Here is a 14,536-nt window from a genome sequence, read left to right as displayed (position 1 = left end):
TCCTGCCTCTTCTTAATTCTTCGCGACAGCGGGTTGTGCTGCCGTGGGCGCGGCCGGTGCACGCCAGCCGACGGCCAGGCCGTTGGCGTAACGCAGGTCGACGCTCGCAATGTTCGTAATCTGTTCTTTCAAGGTTTTTTCATAGATGGCAATAAAGCGGCGCATCTTTTCCACCAAGCGGTCGCGTCCCAGCAACAACTCGATGCCCGGGCCGGAACTGCCTGCCCCGGTCGTCAAAAACCAGCTGCCCCGTTCACGCAGTTCCAGGCGTGCAATGGAGAAGCCCAGTGGCCGCAGCATCTGGCTCAAGGCCTGGTACTGCTGCATCACTTGCTGCTGCGCCCGCTGCGGCCCGAATAGCTGCGGCAGGTGCTCATAATTGGCCAGCTCACGCGGGGTGAACGCCTGGCCCTGGTTGTTCAACAGCGCTTCATCACCCCAACGGGCCACGGGCAGTTGTTCTTCCAGGCGGATCGTCACCTGGTCGGGCCATACGCGGCGCACTTCGGCGTGTGCGATCCACGGCATCTGTTCCAGCTCCGAGCGCATACCGGCCAGGTCGATGGTAAAGAAGCTCGCGGCCAGGTACGGGCCGATGCGCTGCTGTACCGCCTGCTGGCTGATGTAGCTCAAGTCGCCCTGCACGCTGATCTTGGTGATCGGCCGGTCGGCATACGGCAGCAGGCGCTGCGCGCCTTCGTAGGTACCGAACCCCAGCACCACCAGCAATACCGGCCAGAACAGCGCCTTGATAAAACCAAAGTTGGCTTTGGGCAGGCGCGCCGACATCGGCTCTTTGGCCACCATGCGGCTGGCACCCCGTGGCACCGGCTTGCGGCTCGGTGCTTGTGGGGGCTGATGACGAAGCGATGCGCCTTTCATGTCTTAGCCTCGTGACTCGATACTTGCCGCCAGGATCGCCAGCACCAACTGCTGAAAATCCAGGCCGGCTGCGCGAGCGGCCATCGGCACCAGGCTGTGGTCGGTCATCCCCGGTGCGGTGTTGACTTCAAGGAACCAGAAATTCCCTTGGTCATCCTGCATCACGTCTGCCCGCGCCCAACCGGCGATACCCAACGCCTCACAGGCTTTCGCCGTGAGGTCCATCAATTGCTGTTCCTTGGTTGCTTCGAGGCCACATGGGATCCGGTACTGGGTATCGGAAGCCAGGTACTTGGCGTCGTAGTCATAAAAGGTGTGGGGCGTGCCCAAAGCGATGGGCGGCAATACCTGGCCACGCAGGGTGGCGATGGTGTACTCGGGACCGGAAATCCACTGTTCCACCAACACTTGCGAATCGTAGGTACTTGCCGCTTTCCATGCGTCGATCAATTCGGCGGCCGAGTTCACTTTAGCCATGCCGATACTGGAGCCTTCATGGGCTGGTTTGACGATCAAAGGCAGGCCCAGTTCCTTGGCCGCAGAAATACAATCGTCTTCGCTGCACAGCACGGCGTGACGCGGAGTCGGAATACCCAGGCTGTGCCACACCTGCTTGGTGCGCAATTTGTCCATCGCCAGCGCGGAAGCGAGGATACCGCTACCGGTGTAGGGGATGCCGGCACATTCGAGCAGGCCTTGCATGCTGCCGTCTTCACCGCCACGACCATGGAGGATGATGAAGGCGCGGTCGATCTTCTCGGCTTGCAGACGGGCGAGGAAGTCATCGCCGACGTCGATGCCAAAGGCGTTCACACCGGCACTTTGCAGCGCCTGGAGCACGGCATTGCCGGACTTGAGCGACACTTCGCGCTCAGCGCTCTTGCCGCCGAACAGCACGGCGACGCGACCGAAATCGGCAGGCGCGACAGTGGAAAACAGGGAGCCGTAGTCAGTGATCATTTCGACGCCCCCTTTGCCACGGCTGCAAACAGCGGGCTCGCCAGCAACTTGGGCGCAAGGCCACCGATATCACCGGCACCCTGGCACAGCAGGATGTCGCCGGCGCGCAGCAACGGCTTGACGATAGGGGCCAGGTCGACGCCACGCTCGATGTAGATCGGGTCCAGTTGGCCACGCTGGCGGATGCTGTTGCACAGCTTGCGGCTGTCAGCGCCCGGGATCGGTTCTTCACCGGCCGGGTAAACCTCCATCAGCAGCAGCACGTTGGCATCGGCCAGTACATTGACGAAATCGTCGTACAGGTCGCGGGTACGGCTGTAGCGGTGCGGCTGGTAAACCATCACCAGGCGGCGCTCCGGCCAGCCGCCGCGCACGGCCTTGATCACAGCGGCAACTTCAGTCGGGTGGTGACCGTAGTCGTCCACCAGCATCACGTCACCGCCTTCAACCGGCAACTGGCCGTAGACCTGGAAGCGACGGCCGACACCGGCAAAGCGCGACAGCCCTTCAACGATGGCTTCATCGCTGACGCCCTCATCGGTGGCGATGCAGATGGTCGCCAGGGAGTTCAGCACGTTGTGGTTGCCCGGCATGTTCACCGAGACATCCAGCGGTTCGCGGTCGGGACGCAGCACGGTGAAGAAGGTTTGCATGCCTTCCTGGCGTACATTGATTGCGCGCACATCGGCGTCTTCGCTGAAGCCGTAGGTCACGGTCGGACGCTTGACCTGCGGCAGGATTTCACGCACCACCGGATCGTCCAGGCACACCACCGCCAGACCGTAGAACGGCAGGTTGTGCAGGAAGTCGACGAAGGTTTTCTTCAGTTTATTGAAGTCACCGTCGTAGGTCGCCATGTGGTCTTCGTCGATGTTGGTGACGACGGCGACCAGCGGTTGCAGGTGCAGGAAGCTCGCATCGCTTTCATCGGCTTCGGCGATCAGATAGCGGCTGGTGCCGAGCTGGGCATTGGTGCCGGCTGCATTCAGGCGGCCACCGATGACGAACGTCGGGTCCAGGCCACCGGCGGCGAACACCGAAGCGATCAGGCTGGTGGTGGTGGTCTTGCCATGGGTACCGGCGACGGCGATGCCGTGGCGATAGCGCATCAGTTCGGCGAGCATCTCGGCACGCGGCACCACCGGGATACGGCGTTCAAGGGCGGTGGCCACTTCCGGGTTGGACGTATTCACGGCACTGGACACCACCAGCACGTCGGCGTCGGCGGCGTTCTCGGCACGGTGGCCGATAAAGATCTGCGCACCGAAGGACTTCAGACGCTCGGTGACCGGCGACTCTTTCAAGTCCGAGCCGGACACCTGGTAGCCCAGGTTCAGCAGTACTTCGGCGATGCCGCACATGCCCACACCGCCGATACCGACGAAGTGAATGCGACGGATGCGGCGCATCTCGGGTTGCGGCATGGCTTTCTGATTCTCAACCATGGGCCACCTCCAGGCAGATATCGACCACGGTGCGGGTTGCGTCAGGTTTGGCCAGGCGGCTTGCGGTGCTCGCCATGCTGTTGAGTCGTTCCGGTTGCATCAAAACCTCGGTCAGGCGTGCGGCCAAATCGGCGGCGCCGGTCGTTCTTTGCGGCAGCAGGAAGGCAGCGCCCTCCCCGGCCAAATATTCGGCGTTGCGGGTCTGGTGATCGTCGATCGCATGGGGCAAAGGCACCAGCAACGACGGCAGACCGGCAGCGGCCAGTTCACTGACGGTCAGCGCACCTGCGCGGCAGACCACCAGGTCGGCCCAGCCATAGGCTTGGGCCATGTCTTTGATGAAGGGCTGTACATTCGCCTCCACACCAGCCTCGCGATAACGCGCGGCGGTGACTTCATCATGGTGCTTGCCGGCCTGGTGGAAGATCTCCGGGCGCACATCCTCAGGGAGTTGCGCAACGGCCTCAGGCAGCAATTTGTTCAGTGGCTCGGCGCCCAGGCTTCCGCCCAGGATCAGCAGGTGTGCCTTGCGGCCGGCCAGAGCGTCACGCGCAATGGCCATGAACAGTTCGGTACGCACCGGATTGCCGGTGGTGCGAAGCTTGTCCGAGGCAGCGAACGTTTTCGGGAAGGCTTCACACACCCGCGATGCCAACGGCACCAGCAGACGGTTGGCAGTCCCGGCGACGGCGTTCTGCTCGTGCACGATCACCGGTACGCCAGCGAGCTTCGCCGCAACGCCACCAGGGCCGGTCACATAACCACCGAAACCGAGCACGCACACCGGCTTCAGTTCGCGGATGATCCTGCGTGCCTGCATGACCGCCTTGAGCAACACGAACGGCGCCTTGAGCAGGGACAACTTGCTCTTGCCACGCAGGCCGGTGACGTTGATCAAATGCAGGGGCAAACCGGCATTGGGCACCAATTCGTTTTCAATGCCACGGGGCGTACCCAACCAGTGCACGGTATAGCCGCGGTTCTGGAATTCACGGGCGCAAGCCAGGGCCGGGAACACATGCCCCCCGGTGCCGCCGGCCATGATCAGCACGTTAGCGCCCATGGGTCGGCTCCTCGGCGAAGTCGCTTTCGCTGAACTCCATCTCTTCGCTGCCCAAGTGGGTTCGACTCTCCCACTCGATACGCAGCAACAAGCCAAGACAGGCGCAGCAGATCACCAACGAACTGCCACCGTAGCTGAGGAACGGCAAGGTCAGGCCCTTGGTCGGCAACAGGCCGACGTTCACGCCGATGTTGATCAAGAATTGGCCAATCCACAGGAACGCCAGCCCGTAGGCAACGTAGGCGGCAAAGAACTGCTTGGCCTTCTCGGCCCACAGACCGATGTACATGGCGCGTACACAGACGAATACAAACAGGCCGACAGTGCACAGCGAACCCACGACACCCAGCTCTTCGGCGAGTACCGAGAACACGAAGTCGGTGTGGGCTTCGGGCAGGTAGAACTGCTTCTGCACGCTGTTGCCCAGGCCCACGCCCAGCCACTCGCCGCGACCGAAGGCAATCAGCGCCTGGGTCAACTGGTAGCCGGAACCGAACTGATCGGACCAGGGGTCGGTAAAGGTAATCAGACGCGCCATCCGGTAGGGCTGCGCCTGCACCAGAATGGTCACCGCCGCGACTGCCAGCACCACCATCAAGGTGAAGCGGAACAGGCCGACGCCGCCAAGGAACAGCATGGCCGCCGCAGCACCCATCATGACCACGGTGGCACCGAAGTCGGGTTCCATCAGCAACAGGCCGGCCATGGGCAGCAGCACGATGAAGGGTTTGAAGAAGCCCATCCAGCTTTCGCGCACTTCTTTCTGACGGCGTACCAGGTAACCGGCCAGGTAGATCACCACGAACACTTTGGCGATCTCCGAGGGCTGCACGTTGAACGCGCCGAAGCCGATCCAGCGCATCGAACCGTTCACCTCGCGGCCGATGCCGGGCACGATCACCATCACCAGCAAGCCGAACGCGCCGATCAGCATCAGCCAGCCCAGACGCTGCCAGGTGGCGATAGGAATCATCATGGTGACGATGCACGCGCCGAGGCCGATCACCAGATACACCAGGTGACGGATCATCATGTAAAGGGTATTGCCCGACTGCACGGCAGCCACTTCGGAGGATGCCGAAGTGATCATCACCAGGCCCAGGCCGAGCAGCGCGAGGCACCCGGCGAGCATCGGGAAATCGAGGTCGATGCCGCGCCCGGTAATGATCGGCGACGGGTACGGCTTGATGATGTTTTTCAGGTTGAGGCTCATGCCAAGGCCTCCACGGCGCGGGCGAACAGCTGACCGCGCTCTTCGTAATTCTTGAACATGTCGAAACTGGCGCAGGCCGGCGACAGCAGCACCGCGTCACCCGGCTGGGCCAGGGCTTTGCAGTGGGCAATGGCGTCATCCAGCGAAGTCGCGCGTACTTGCGGCACCGCGTCGCCGAGGGCGGCGGCGATCAAGTCCGAATCGCGACCCATCAGCACCACGGCGCGGCAATGGGCGGCGACCGGATTTGCAAGGTCCTTGAAGTCGGCGCCCTTGCCATCACCACCAGCGATCAGTACCAGCTTGCCGTCGATATCGGCACCCAGGCCCTCGATGGCAGCCAGGGCGGCACCGACGTTGGTGGCCTTGGAGTCGTTGTAGTAGCTCACGCCATTGAGGTCGCGTACCCACTGGCAGCGATGCTCAAGGCCAGCGAACGTACGCAGGCTGGCGAGCATGGCGTCGAATGGCAGGCCAACCGCATGACCGAGCGCCAGTGCAGCCAGGGCATTTGACTGGTTATGTGCGCCACGGATCTTAAGCTCGCGTACCGGCATCAGGTTCTGGAATTCGAAGGCCAGGTACTTCTCGCCGTTCTCTTCGCGAATGCCGAAGCCTTTGAAGTCGGGTTTGCCCAGACCGAAAGTCCAGCAAGGCATGCCCTCGCCCATCAGCGGACGGCTCAGGGCATCCTGGCGATTGACTACAAATTGCCTGGCGCCACGGAAGATCCGGTGCTTGGCCAGGTGATAAGCCGGCAGGCCGCTGTAGCGGTCCATATGGTCTTCGCTGACATTCAGCACGGTGGCCACTTCAGCGCCGAGATCGTGGGTGGTTTCCAGCTGGAAGCTCGACAACTCCATCACGTACAACTCGACGTCGTCGCTGAGCAGGTCCAGCGCCGGCACACCGAGATTGCCGCCCACAGCCACGCGCTTGCCGGCCGCAGCCGCCATTTCGCCGACCAGGGTGGTCACGGTGCTCTTCGCATTGGAACCGCTGATGGCCACGATCGGCGCCTTGGCGTTACGCGCAAACAGATCGATATCACCGGACAGCTTGACGCCACGCGCTGCAGCAGCTTGCAGGGCGGGTGTAGCCAGCGCCAGGCCGGGGCTCACGTAGAGCTCATCGGCACGGCACAGAAACTCGACATCCAACTCGCCACAACGCACTTCCACGTGCGGGTAGTCACGGCGCAGCGTGACCAGCTCCGGTGGATTTTCCCGCGTGTCGGCCACGGCAAACGACGTGCCCCGGTTCGCCAGGAAGCGAACCAGGGACATGCCGCTCTTGCCGAGGCCGACAACGATGCGGAAGTGGTCTGAAGCGATCAGGGACACTCGTTTCTACCTCAGTTTCAGGGTGGCAAGGCCGACCAGTACCAGAATCACGGTGATGATCCAGAAACGGACGATCACACGTGGCTCGGGCCAGCCCTTGAGTTCAAAGTGGTGGTGGATCGGCGCCATGCGGAACACACGACGCCCGGTCAATTTGAAGGAAGCCACCTGGATGACCACCGACAGGGTTTCCATCACGAACACACCGCCCATGATGAACAGCACGATTTCCTGGCGAACGATCACCGCAATGGTGCCCAGGGCAGCGCCCAGCGCCAGCGCGCCGACGTCACCCATGAAGACTTGTGCCGGGTAGGTGTTGAACCACAGGAACCCCAGGCCGGCACCGATCAGCGCGCCGCAGAACACGATCAGCTCACCGGCGCCCGGTACGTAAGGGATCAGCAGGTATTCTGCGAATTTCACGTTACCCGACAGGTAGCAGAAGATGCCGAGTGCACCGCCAACCATCACCGTCGGCATGATCGCCAGGCCATCAAGGCCGTCGGTCAGGTTCACCGCGTTGCTGGAGCCGACGATCACGAAATAGGTCAGCACCACGAAGCCGACACCCAGTGGAATGCTCACATCCTTGAGCATCGGGATGATCAAGGTGGTTTCCACGGCGCTTGGCGCAGTGGTGTACAGGAAGACTGCCGCAGCGAGGCCGAACACCGACTGCCAGAAATACTTCCAGCGGCTTGGCAGCCCCTTGGAGTTTTTCTCGATCACTTTGCGGTAGTCATCCACCCAGCCGATGGCACCGAACAGCAGGGTCACCAGCAGCACCACCCACACGTAGCGGTTATGCAGGTCCGCCCAGAGCAAGGTGCTGACGCCGATGGACGACAGGATCAGCGCACCGCCCATGGTCGGCGTGCCGGACTTGGACAGGTGCGACTGCGGGCCGTCGTTGCGAACCGATTGACCAATTTGCAGGTTCTGCAGGGTGCGGATCATCCACGGCCCCAGGAACAGTGACAAAGACAGCGCGGTCAGCACACCCAGGATCCCGCGCAGGGTCAGGTACTGAAAGACCGCGAAGCCTTTGTGGAACTGTTGCAGATACTCAGCCAGCAGCAGCAGCATTAATGTTTCTCCGTACTTGAGCCACACAAGGCTGCGACGACGTTTTCCATCACCGCGCTGCGCGATCCCTTGATCAAAATGGTTGTGTGTTTGTCGTGTTCAGTCGCCGTCAGCGCCTGGATCAATTCAGCTTGCGTCGCAAAATGCCGCGCACCGGGACCGAAGGCGCTCACGGCATGAGTCATGTGCGGGCCGACCGCATAGAGCGCGTCGACCTTGCCGCTGGCGTAGGCGCCAACTTCGCGATGGGACTGCTCGGCCCAGTCGCCCAGCTCGGCGATATCGCCCAGCACCAGTACTTTGCGGCCATCGAAACCCTTGAGCAGATCTATGGCGGCGCAGACCGAGGACTGATTGGCGTTGTAGGTGTCATCAATCACGCGCATGCCGTTGGCAGCCAATTGCGCCACAGTGCGGCCCTTGACCGGCTGCACCGCGCCCAGGCCCGTAGCGATACCGAACAGCGACACGCCCAGGGCATGGGCGGCGGCGGCGGCGGCCAGGGCGTTGGCAACGTTATGGTTGCCCAGCAGGTTCAGCTGCACGTGTTCGCTGCCTTGCGGGGTATGCAAGGTGAAGGACGGGCAACCGCGGGCGTCGACGGTGATATTTGAAGCATGGAAGTCGGCCGCGGCATTGAGCACCGCAAACGTCAGCACCTTGCGGCCGGCGGCGCGTACACGCCAGGTCTCGAAAGCCTTGTCGTCCAGGTTCAGCACAGCGGTGCCTGAGGCGTCGAGCCCTTCAAGAATTTCACCCTTGGCTTCGACGATTTTTTCCGGGCCGCCGAACTCGCCGACATGGGCGGTACCGGCATTGTTGATGATCGCCACGTGAGGCTTGGTCAGCGCCACGGTGTAGGCGATTTCGCCGATACGCGAAGCCCCCAGCTCGATCACGGCTGCCGTGTGCTCCGGGCCCAGTTCAAGCAGGGTCAGCGGTGCGCCGAAATCATTGTTGAGGTTGCCCAGGGTCGCAAGCACCGGCCCGCGCGTACGCAGGACACCGGCAAGCAGTTCCTTGACCGTGGTCTTGCCGCTGGAGCCGGTAATGGCCGCCACCGGCTTGTCAAAAGCAGCGCGGTTGAGCGCACCCAATTGACCCAAGGCCAAGCGAGTATCGGGCACCAGCAATTGCGGCAAGGTGGAGTCGGGCACTTCACGCTGTACCAAGGCACCGACGGCACCTTTGGCAGCGACTTCGTTCAGGTAGTCGTGACCATCGAAGCGCGGGCCTGCCAGGGCGACAAACAACTGCCCAGGCTGAATGTTGCGGCTGTCGATACTCACGCCGTTGAAGGTGCAATCGCTCGACACTACGCGGGCCGACAGGGCCTGGGTGAGTTGGCTGAACTGCATGACTTTAAGCATGGGCGACCTCCCAGGCAGTCAAGGCGTGATCAGCCTCGACCAGATCGGAGAAGGCATGGCGCTCGCCGTTGATTTCCTGGTAGTCCTCGTGCCCCTTGCCCGCCAGCACCACCACATCGTCAGCGCTGGCGCTGGCAATCAGTTGGGCAATGGCGGCACCACGACCAGCAACGAAGGTGGCCTTGGAGGCATCTTTGAAGCCGACACGGATGTCATCGAAAATCTGGCTTGGGTCTTCACTGCGCGGGTTGTCGTCGGTGACGAGTACGCCGTCGGCCAAACGCTCGACAATCTCAGCCATCAACGGACGCTTGCCGCGATCGCGATCACCGCCGCAGCCGAACAGGCAGAGCAATTTGCCCTTGGCATGTGGGCGCAGGGCTTCGAGAACTTTTTCCAGGGCATCCGGGGTATGGGCGTAATCGACCACCACCAGCGGCTGTTTGCCGCCACCCAGGCGCTGCATACGGCCAGCCGGGCCCTCAAGCTTGGGCAGTACGCGCAGGATTTCATCCAGGGCGTAATCCAGCCCCAGCAGCGCGCCGATGGCAGCGAGTACGTTGCTCAGGTTGAAGCGGCCGAGCAAGGTACTGCGCAAGTGGTGTTCGCCCTGGGGCGTGACCAACGTAGCGCGTACGCCCTCGTCATTGAACTGGGCTTCGCGGCAATACAGGTAGGCACTGGAATCTTTCAGGCTATAACTGATCAGGCGTGCTTCGCTTTCTTCGCCAGCCAGTTGACGGCCAAATGCGTCGTCCAGGTTGATCACCCGGCACTTCAGGTCATTCCAGGCAAACAGCTTGGCCTTGGCGGCGGCGTACGCCTCCATGGTGCCGTGGTAGTCGAGGTGATCACGGGACAGGTTGGTCATCACCGCAACGTCAAAGGCCAGGGCAGCCACTCGCCCCTGATCCAGACCATGTGAGGAAACTTCCATGGCAACCGCCTTGGCGCCGGCCTTTTTCAGGTCGGCCAGGGTCGCTTGCACGGCAATCGGGTTCGGCGTGGTGTGCAGGCCGCTTTGCAGCGCACCATAAAAGCCAGTGCCCAGGGTGCCGACGATGCCGCAGTGCTGGCCCAACAGGTCAAGAGCCTGGGCGACCAACTGGGTCACGCTGGTCTTGCCATTGGTGCCGGTCACGCCGATCAGGTTGAGCTGGCGGCTCGGGTCGCCGTAAAAACGCCCGGCGATGTCAGAGAGCTGCGCAGCCAGGCCCTTGACTGGAATCAACGGCACGTCGGTGATCGGTAGCACAGTGGCGCCTTCCACTTCATAGGCCACAGCCGCCGCGCCGCGCTGCAGGGCGTCTGCGATATGCGCACGACCATCGAACTTGCCGCCAGGCACCGCCAGGAACAGGTCACCGGCGCGTACGTTGCGGCTGTCCAGGCTCAATTCGCGAATCAGCAGATCGCGGCCGGCATGGGCAAAAATCTTGTTGAGGCTCAGAGACATCAGCCGCGCCCTCCATTGGCTTTGACAGCGGCGGCCGGTGGTCCGGCGTTGGCTTGTTGGGTCGGCGGCAGGTTGTCCGGCGTGATGTTCATCAGGCGCAGGGTGCCGGACATCACTTTGCTGAACACCGGCGCCGATACCAGGCCACCGAAGTAGCCGGCTTTACTCGGTTCGTCGATGACCACGACGATGGCGTAGCGCGGGTCGCTCATCGGGCCGAAGCCAGCGAACAGCGAGCGGTAGGAATTTTCGGCGTAGCCTTTGGTGCCTACCGATGTCTTGCGCGCAGTACCCGACTTGCCTGCCACGTGATATGCCGGCACCTGGGCACGGAACACGCCGCGTGGAGCTTCGATCACTTGTTGCAGCATGCCCTGGATGGTCTTGGCGACTTTTTCCGGAATGACCTGGTTGGCTTTCGGCGGTTCGTCCACATGGATCAGGCTCAGCGGCACCATGCGGCCGTTATTGGCCAACACCGAAAACGCGTGGGCCAGCTGGATCGCAGTGACCGACAGGCCGTAGCCGTAGGACAGCGTGGCAGTCTCGGCCTTTCTCCACTCGCGGTAGTTCGGCAGGTTGCCCACGCGCTCGCCCGGGAAATCGAGGCCGGTGGGTTGCCCCAGACCGATTTTTTGCGCCAGGTGATAGATCGTTTCGCCGCCAATGTCGAAGGCAACCTTACTCATGCCCACGTTACTGGAATTGATCAGGATGCCTGTCAGATCCAGCACCGGACCTTCGCTGCGGGATACGTCACGAATGGTGTATTTGCCAAGTTGCAAGGTGCCCGGGTAAACCTCGACCTTGTCGGTAGGTTTCCAGCGCCCGGTTTCCAGGGCAGCGCTCATGGAGATGGCTTTCATGGTCGAACCGGGCTCGAACACGTCGATCATTGCGCGGTTACGCATCATCGCCGGCTGCAGGTTGCGACGGTTGTTGGGGTTGTAGGTCGGCTGGTTGACCATGGCGAGGATCTCGCCGGTCTTCACGTCCATGATCACCAGGCTACCGGCCTTGGCGCCGTTCTCGATGATTGCGTTACGCAGTTCGCGGTTGGCCAGGTATTGCAGGCGCAGGTCGATCGACAACGCCAGAGGCTTGCCGGCCTTGGCGTTTTTGGTGACCTGGACATCCTTGATCAGCCTGCCGCGCCGATCCTTGATGACCTGCCGCTTGCCCGGAACTCCGGCCAGCCATTCGTCGTAGGCCAGCTCAACGCCTTCGCGACCATGATCATCGATATCGGTAAAGCCGACCATGTGCGCAGTGGTTTCACCGGCCGGGTAGAAACGACGAAACTCCTCGATGCCGTAGACACCGGGGATTTTAAGGTCGAGCACCTGCTGGCCCTGCTCGGGTGTGAGCCCGCGAACCAGATAGATGAATTCCTTGTTGGCCTGGGCTTCGAGGCGATCGGTCAGGGCCTTGCGGTCCTGGCCAAGGGCGGCGGCCAGCTCGGGCCACTTGTCCTTGGCAACTTGCAGCTCTTTAGCGTTGGCCCAAAGCGTCGTCACCGGGGTACTGACGGCCAGGGGCTCGCCATTACGGTCGGTGATCAGGCCGCGGTGCGCAGGAATTGGAATATGCCGCAGGCTGCGGGCGTCACCCTGGCCGATCAGGAAGTCGCGGTCGACCACCTGCAGGTCGAAGATGCGCCAGACGATCGCACCCACCATCAATGCCAGCAAGCCGAGCATCAGGCGGAAACGCCACGGGTAGAGTGCGCCTTCGAGCTTCATCATGGCGCCACCATGCGAACTTCGGCCGCGCCCGGGATGTGCATCTTCAACTGCTCGGTGGCCAGCACTTCGATACGGCTGTGGGCTGTCCAGGTACTTTGTTCGAGGATCAACCGGCCCCACTCCGCCTGCGCCTTGTCACGCACGCTCAACTCCCCATACAGGGTATTGAGCAACTGACGGTTCCAGTGGGCGCTGTAGGACACCGCAATCGCGGACACCAGCACGCCGACAAACAGCAGCAACATAAAGAAGCTGCCGCCCGGCAGGGGTTTGGCGAAAAGCTTGCTCACCGCAGCTTCTCCGCGACGCGCATGACGGCGCTACGGGAACGTGGGTTGGCCTTGAGTTCGGCTTCGGAAGCGAACTGCGCTTTGCCATGGATTTTGATTTTCGGCACAAAGGCTTCGAAACGTACCGGCAGGTTGCGCGGCAGGTTGTCGGACTCGCCCTTGACCAGACGACGCATGAACAGTTTGACGATGCGGTCTTCCAGGGAGTGGAAACTGATCACCACCAGGCGGCCGCCCACTTCCAGAGCGTCCAGAGCGGCTTCGAGGCCGGCTTCCAGATCGCCCAATTCGTTGTTGACGTGAATGCGCAGGCCCTGGAACGCGCGAGTTGCCGGGTTCTTGCCCTTTTCCCACGCAGGGTTGGCGACCTTCAACACTTCGGCCAGGTCGGCGGTACGCTCGAAAGGCAGGATTTCCCGACGCTCGACCACGGCACGCGCCATCCGGCCGGCGAAGCGTTCTTCGCCGTATTCCTTGAATACGCGGGCGATTTCTTCCACCGGTGCGGTGGCGATGAACTGGGCAGCGCTGACCCCACGGGTGGGGTCCATACGCATATCCAGGGGGCCGTCGTTCATGAAGCTGAAGCCGCGCTCAGGGTCGTCGAGCTGCGGCGAAGACACGCCCAGGTCGAGCAAAACCCCGGCCACCTTGCCTGCCATGCCGCGCTCGGCGACTTCGGCACCCAGCTCGGCAAAGCTGCGCTGCACAACGACAAAGCGGCCGTCTTCGGCCGCTAGCGCTTGCCCGGTGGCAATCGCTTGAGGGTCCTTGTCGAACCCGAGGAGCTTACCGTCGGGCCCGAGCTGGCTGAGTATCAAACGGCTGTGCCCGCCCCTGCCGAAGGTGCCATCCAAATAGCAGCCATCCGCGCGTACGGCGAGAGCCTCAACGGCTTCGTCAAGCAGTACGGTGATGTGGTTAAAGCCGCTATCAATAGTCACAGGATCAAATCACGCAGTTCATCAGGCATGGCGCCCGGTTGTTGAATAGCAGCCAGGTCAGCTGCAGACACAGCATCCCAGGCATCTTCGTCCCACAATTGGAACTTGTTCAGCTGGCCTACCAGCATTGCGCGCTTGTCGAGCTTGGCGTACTCGCGCAGACGCGGAGGCACCAGGAAACGACCGCTGCCATCGAGTTCAAGGTCAACGGCATTGCCGATCAGCAAACGCTGGAGGCGGCGGTTTTCTTCACGCAATGAAGGCAGCGCGCGCAACTTGGTTTCAATCAACTCCCACTCATCGAGGGGGTAAACACACAAACAAGGGTCAACGGCGTCAATCGTGATGATTAACTGCCCTGAACTTCGCGAAATGAGCTCGTCACGATACCGGCTCGGCATGGCGAGACGGCCTTTTGCATCGAGACTGATAGCGTTAGCTCCGCGAAACACAGATGCGTTTCTCCAAATTTTAGCGTTTTACGTTCAAAAAACCCACTTTGTGCCACTTTCCGCCACTTGCGCACACTATAGGAATGCGCCTACCACACCGTCAAGGCGCGTATTCAAGGAAAAGCCTTACAGAACGGAGATTTAGGAGGGTAAGAGGAGGAGAAACGAGAGTTTGACGATGTTTTTGACTCAACAACGGCAAATAGCTCATGGAGCTACGACTTAAAGTTAAAGTAATTTATTAAGAGTAAGATTTTTTTGGTATTACGAAGACGCATCTGCCA

The 14,536-nt window shown here is 61.7% G+C and carries 13 protein-coding genes; all 13 read right to left on the bottom strand.

Features of this window, described 5'->3' with window-relative positions:
* Positions 1–12: 12 nt before the first annotated feature.
* From FW800_RS15665 to mraZ, 13 genes are read right to left on the bottom strand one after another with little or no spacing between them, the layout of a single operon-like run.
* Complete coding sequence (locus tag FW800_RS15665) at positions 13–882, bottom strand: cell division protein FtsQ/DivIB (protein ID WP_032803262.1); 870 nt, start codon at positions 880–882, stop codon at positions 13–15.
* Between the two features lie 3 nt (positions 883–885).
* Positions 886–1,842, bottom strand: coding sequence for a D-alanine--D-alanine ligase (locus tag FW800_RS15660; protein WP_032877721.1), 957 nt, complete (start codon positions 1,840–1,842; stop codon positions 886–888).
* The gene (gene murC, locus FW800_RS15655) at positions 1,839–3,287 is read right to left on the bottom strand and encodes a UDP-N-acetylmuramate--L-alanine ligase (protein ID WP_446437925.1); all 1,449 of its coding nucleotides are present in this window, start codon (positions 3,285–3,287) and stop codon (positions 1,839–1,841) included. The genes FW800_RS15660 and murC overlap by 4 nt, the downstream gene beginning before the upstream one ends.
* Positions 3,280–4,350, bottom strand: a complete 1,071-nt coding sequence (murG, locus tag FW800_RS15650) for an undecaprenyldiphospho-muramoylpentapeptide beta-N-acetylglucosaminyltransferase (protein ID WP_446437924.1) — start codon at positions 4,348–4,350, stop codon at positions 3,280–3,282. The genes murC and murG overlap by 8 nt, the downstream gene beginning before the upstream one ends.
* Complete coding sequence (gene ftsW / locus FW800_RS15645) at positions 4,340–5,563, bottom strand: putative lipid II flippase FtsW (protein ID WP_005784942.1); 1,224 nt, start codon at positions 5,561–5,563, stop codon at positions 4,340–4,342. Before ftsW ends, murG begins: the two co-directional genes overlap by 11 nt.
* Positions 5,560–6,906: a UDP-N-acetylmuramoyl-L-alanine--D-glutamate ligase gene (gene murD / locus FW800_RS15640; RefSeq protein ID WP_005784940.1), complete on the bottom strand. Its 1,347-nt coding sequence runs from the start codon at positions 6,904–6,906 to the stop codon at positions 5,560–5,562. The genes ftsW and murD overlap by 4 nt, the downstream gene beginning before the upstream one ends.
* A 6-nt stretch (positions 6,907–6,912) precedes the next feature.
* Positions 6,913–7,995 (bottom strand): phospho-N-acetylmuramoyl-pentapeptide-transferase, encoded by a 1,083-nt coding sequence (mraY, locus tag FW800_RS15635; protein ID WP_005784939.1) that lies wholly within the window; start codon positions 7,993–7,995, stop codon positions 6,913–6,915.
* Complete coding sequence (locus FW800_RS15630) at positions 7,995–9,365, bottom strand: UDP-N-acetylmuramoyl-tripeptide--D-alanyl-D-alanine ligase (protein ID WP_446437923.1); 1,371 nt, start codon at positions 9,363–9,365, stop codon at positions 7,995–7,997. Before FW800_RS15630 ends, mraY begins: the two co-directional genes overlap by 1 nt.
* Positions 9,358–10,821 (bottom strand): UDP-N-acetylmuramoyl-L-alanyl-D-glutamate--2,6-diaminopimelate ligase, encoded by a 1,464-nt coding sequence (locus FW800_RS15625; RefSeq protein ID WP_005784935.1) that lies wholly within the window; start codon positions 10,819–10,821, stop codon positions 9,358–9,360. Before FW800_RS15625 ends, FW800_RS15630 begins: the two co-directional genes overlap by 8 nt.
* Positions 10,821–12,563 (bottom strand): peptidoglycan D,D-transpeptidase FtsI family protein, encoded by a 1,743-nt coding sequence (locus FW800_RS15620; protein WP_164699553.1) that lies wholly within the window; start codon positions 12,561–12,563, stop codon positions 10,821–10,823. The genes FW800_RS15625 and FW800_RS15620 overlap by 1 nt, the downstream gene beginning before the upstream one ends.
* Positions 12,563–12,856 carry a cell division protein FtsL gene (ftsL, locus tag FW800_RS15615; protein ID WP_003188663.1) on the bottom strand — a complete coding sequence of 98 codons (294 nt, stop codon included), beginning with the start codon at positions 12,854–12,856 and terminating at the stop codon, positions 12,563–12,565. The genes FW800_RS15620 and ftsL overlap by 1 nt, the downstream gene beginning before the upstream one ends.
* On the bottom strand, positions 12,853–13,800 hold the full coding sequence (gene rsmH, locus FW800_RS15610; RefSeq protein ID WP_446437922.1) for a 16S rRNA (cytosine(1402)-N(4))-methyltransferase RsmH: 948 nt from the start codon (positions 13,798–13,800) through the stop codon (positions 12,853–12,855). The genes ftsL and rsmH overlap by 4 nt, the downstream gene beginning before the upstream one ends.
* A complete protein-coding gene (gene mraZ, locus FW800_RS15605; RefSeq protein WP_003171868.1) occupies positions 13,797–14,252 on the bottom strand; it encodes a division/cell wall cluster transcriptional repressor MraZ in 456 nt (151 codons plus the stop codon). Before mraZ ends, rsmH begins: the two co-directional genes overlap by 4 nt.
* Positions 14,253–14,536: the final 284 nt, after the last annotated feature.

It is taken from the genome of Pseudomonas sp. 910_23, from assembly GCF_052850795.1.
This window is presented reverse-complemented; position numbering and strand designations above follow the sequence as displayed.

Bases quoted from the DNA above. Each gene is read 5' to 3' on its own strand.
- murG (WP_446437924.1), bottom strand. From the start codon at position 4,350: ATGGGCGCTAACGTGCTGATCATGGCCGGCGGCACCGGGGGGCATGTG.
- FW800_RS15625 (WP_005784935.1), bottom strand. From the start codon at position 10,821: ATGTCTCTGAGCCTCAACAAGATTTTTGCCCATGCCGGCCGCGATCTG.
- FW800_RS15660 (WP_032877721.1), bottom strand. From the start codon at position 1,842: ATGATCACTGACTACGGCTCCCTGTTTTCCACTGTCGCGCCTGCCGAT.
- ftsW (WP_005784942.1), bottom strand. From the start codon at position 5,563: ATGAGCCTCAACCTGAAAAACATCATCAAGCCGTACCCGTCGCCGATC.
- mraY (WP_005784939.1), bottom strand. From the start codon at position 7,995: ATGCTGCTGCTGCTGGCTGAGTATCTGCAACAGTTCCACAAAGGCTTC.
- FW800_RS15620 (WP_164699553.1), bottom strand. From the start codon at position 12,563: ATGAAGCTCGAAGGCGCACTCTACCCGTGGCGTTTCCGCCTGATGCTC.
- murC (WP_446437925.1), bottom strand. From the start codon at position 3,287: ATGGTTGAGAATCAGAAAGCCATGCCGCAACCCGAGATGCGCCGCATC.
- FW800_RS15665 (WP_032803262.1), bottom strand. From the start codon at position 882: ATGAAAGGCGCATCGCTTCGTCATCAGCCCCCACAAGCACCGAGCCGC.
- FW800_RS15630 (WP_446437923.1), bottom strand. From the start codon at position 9,365: ATGCTTAAAGTCATGCAGTTCAGCCAACTCACCCAGGCCCTGTCGGCC.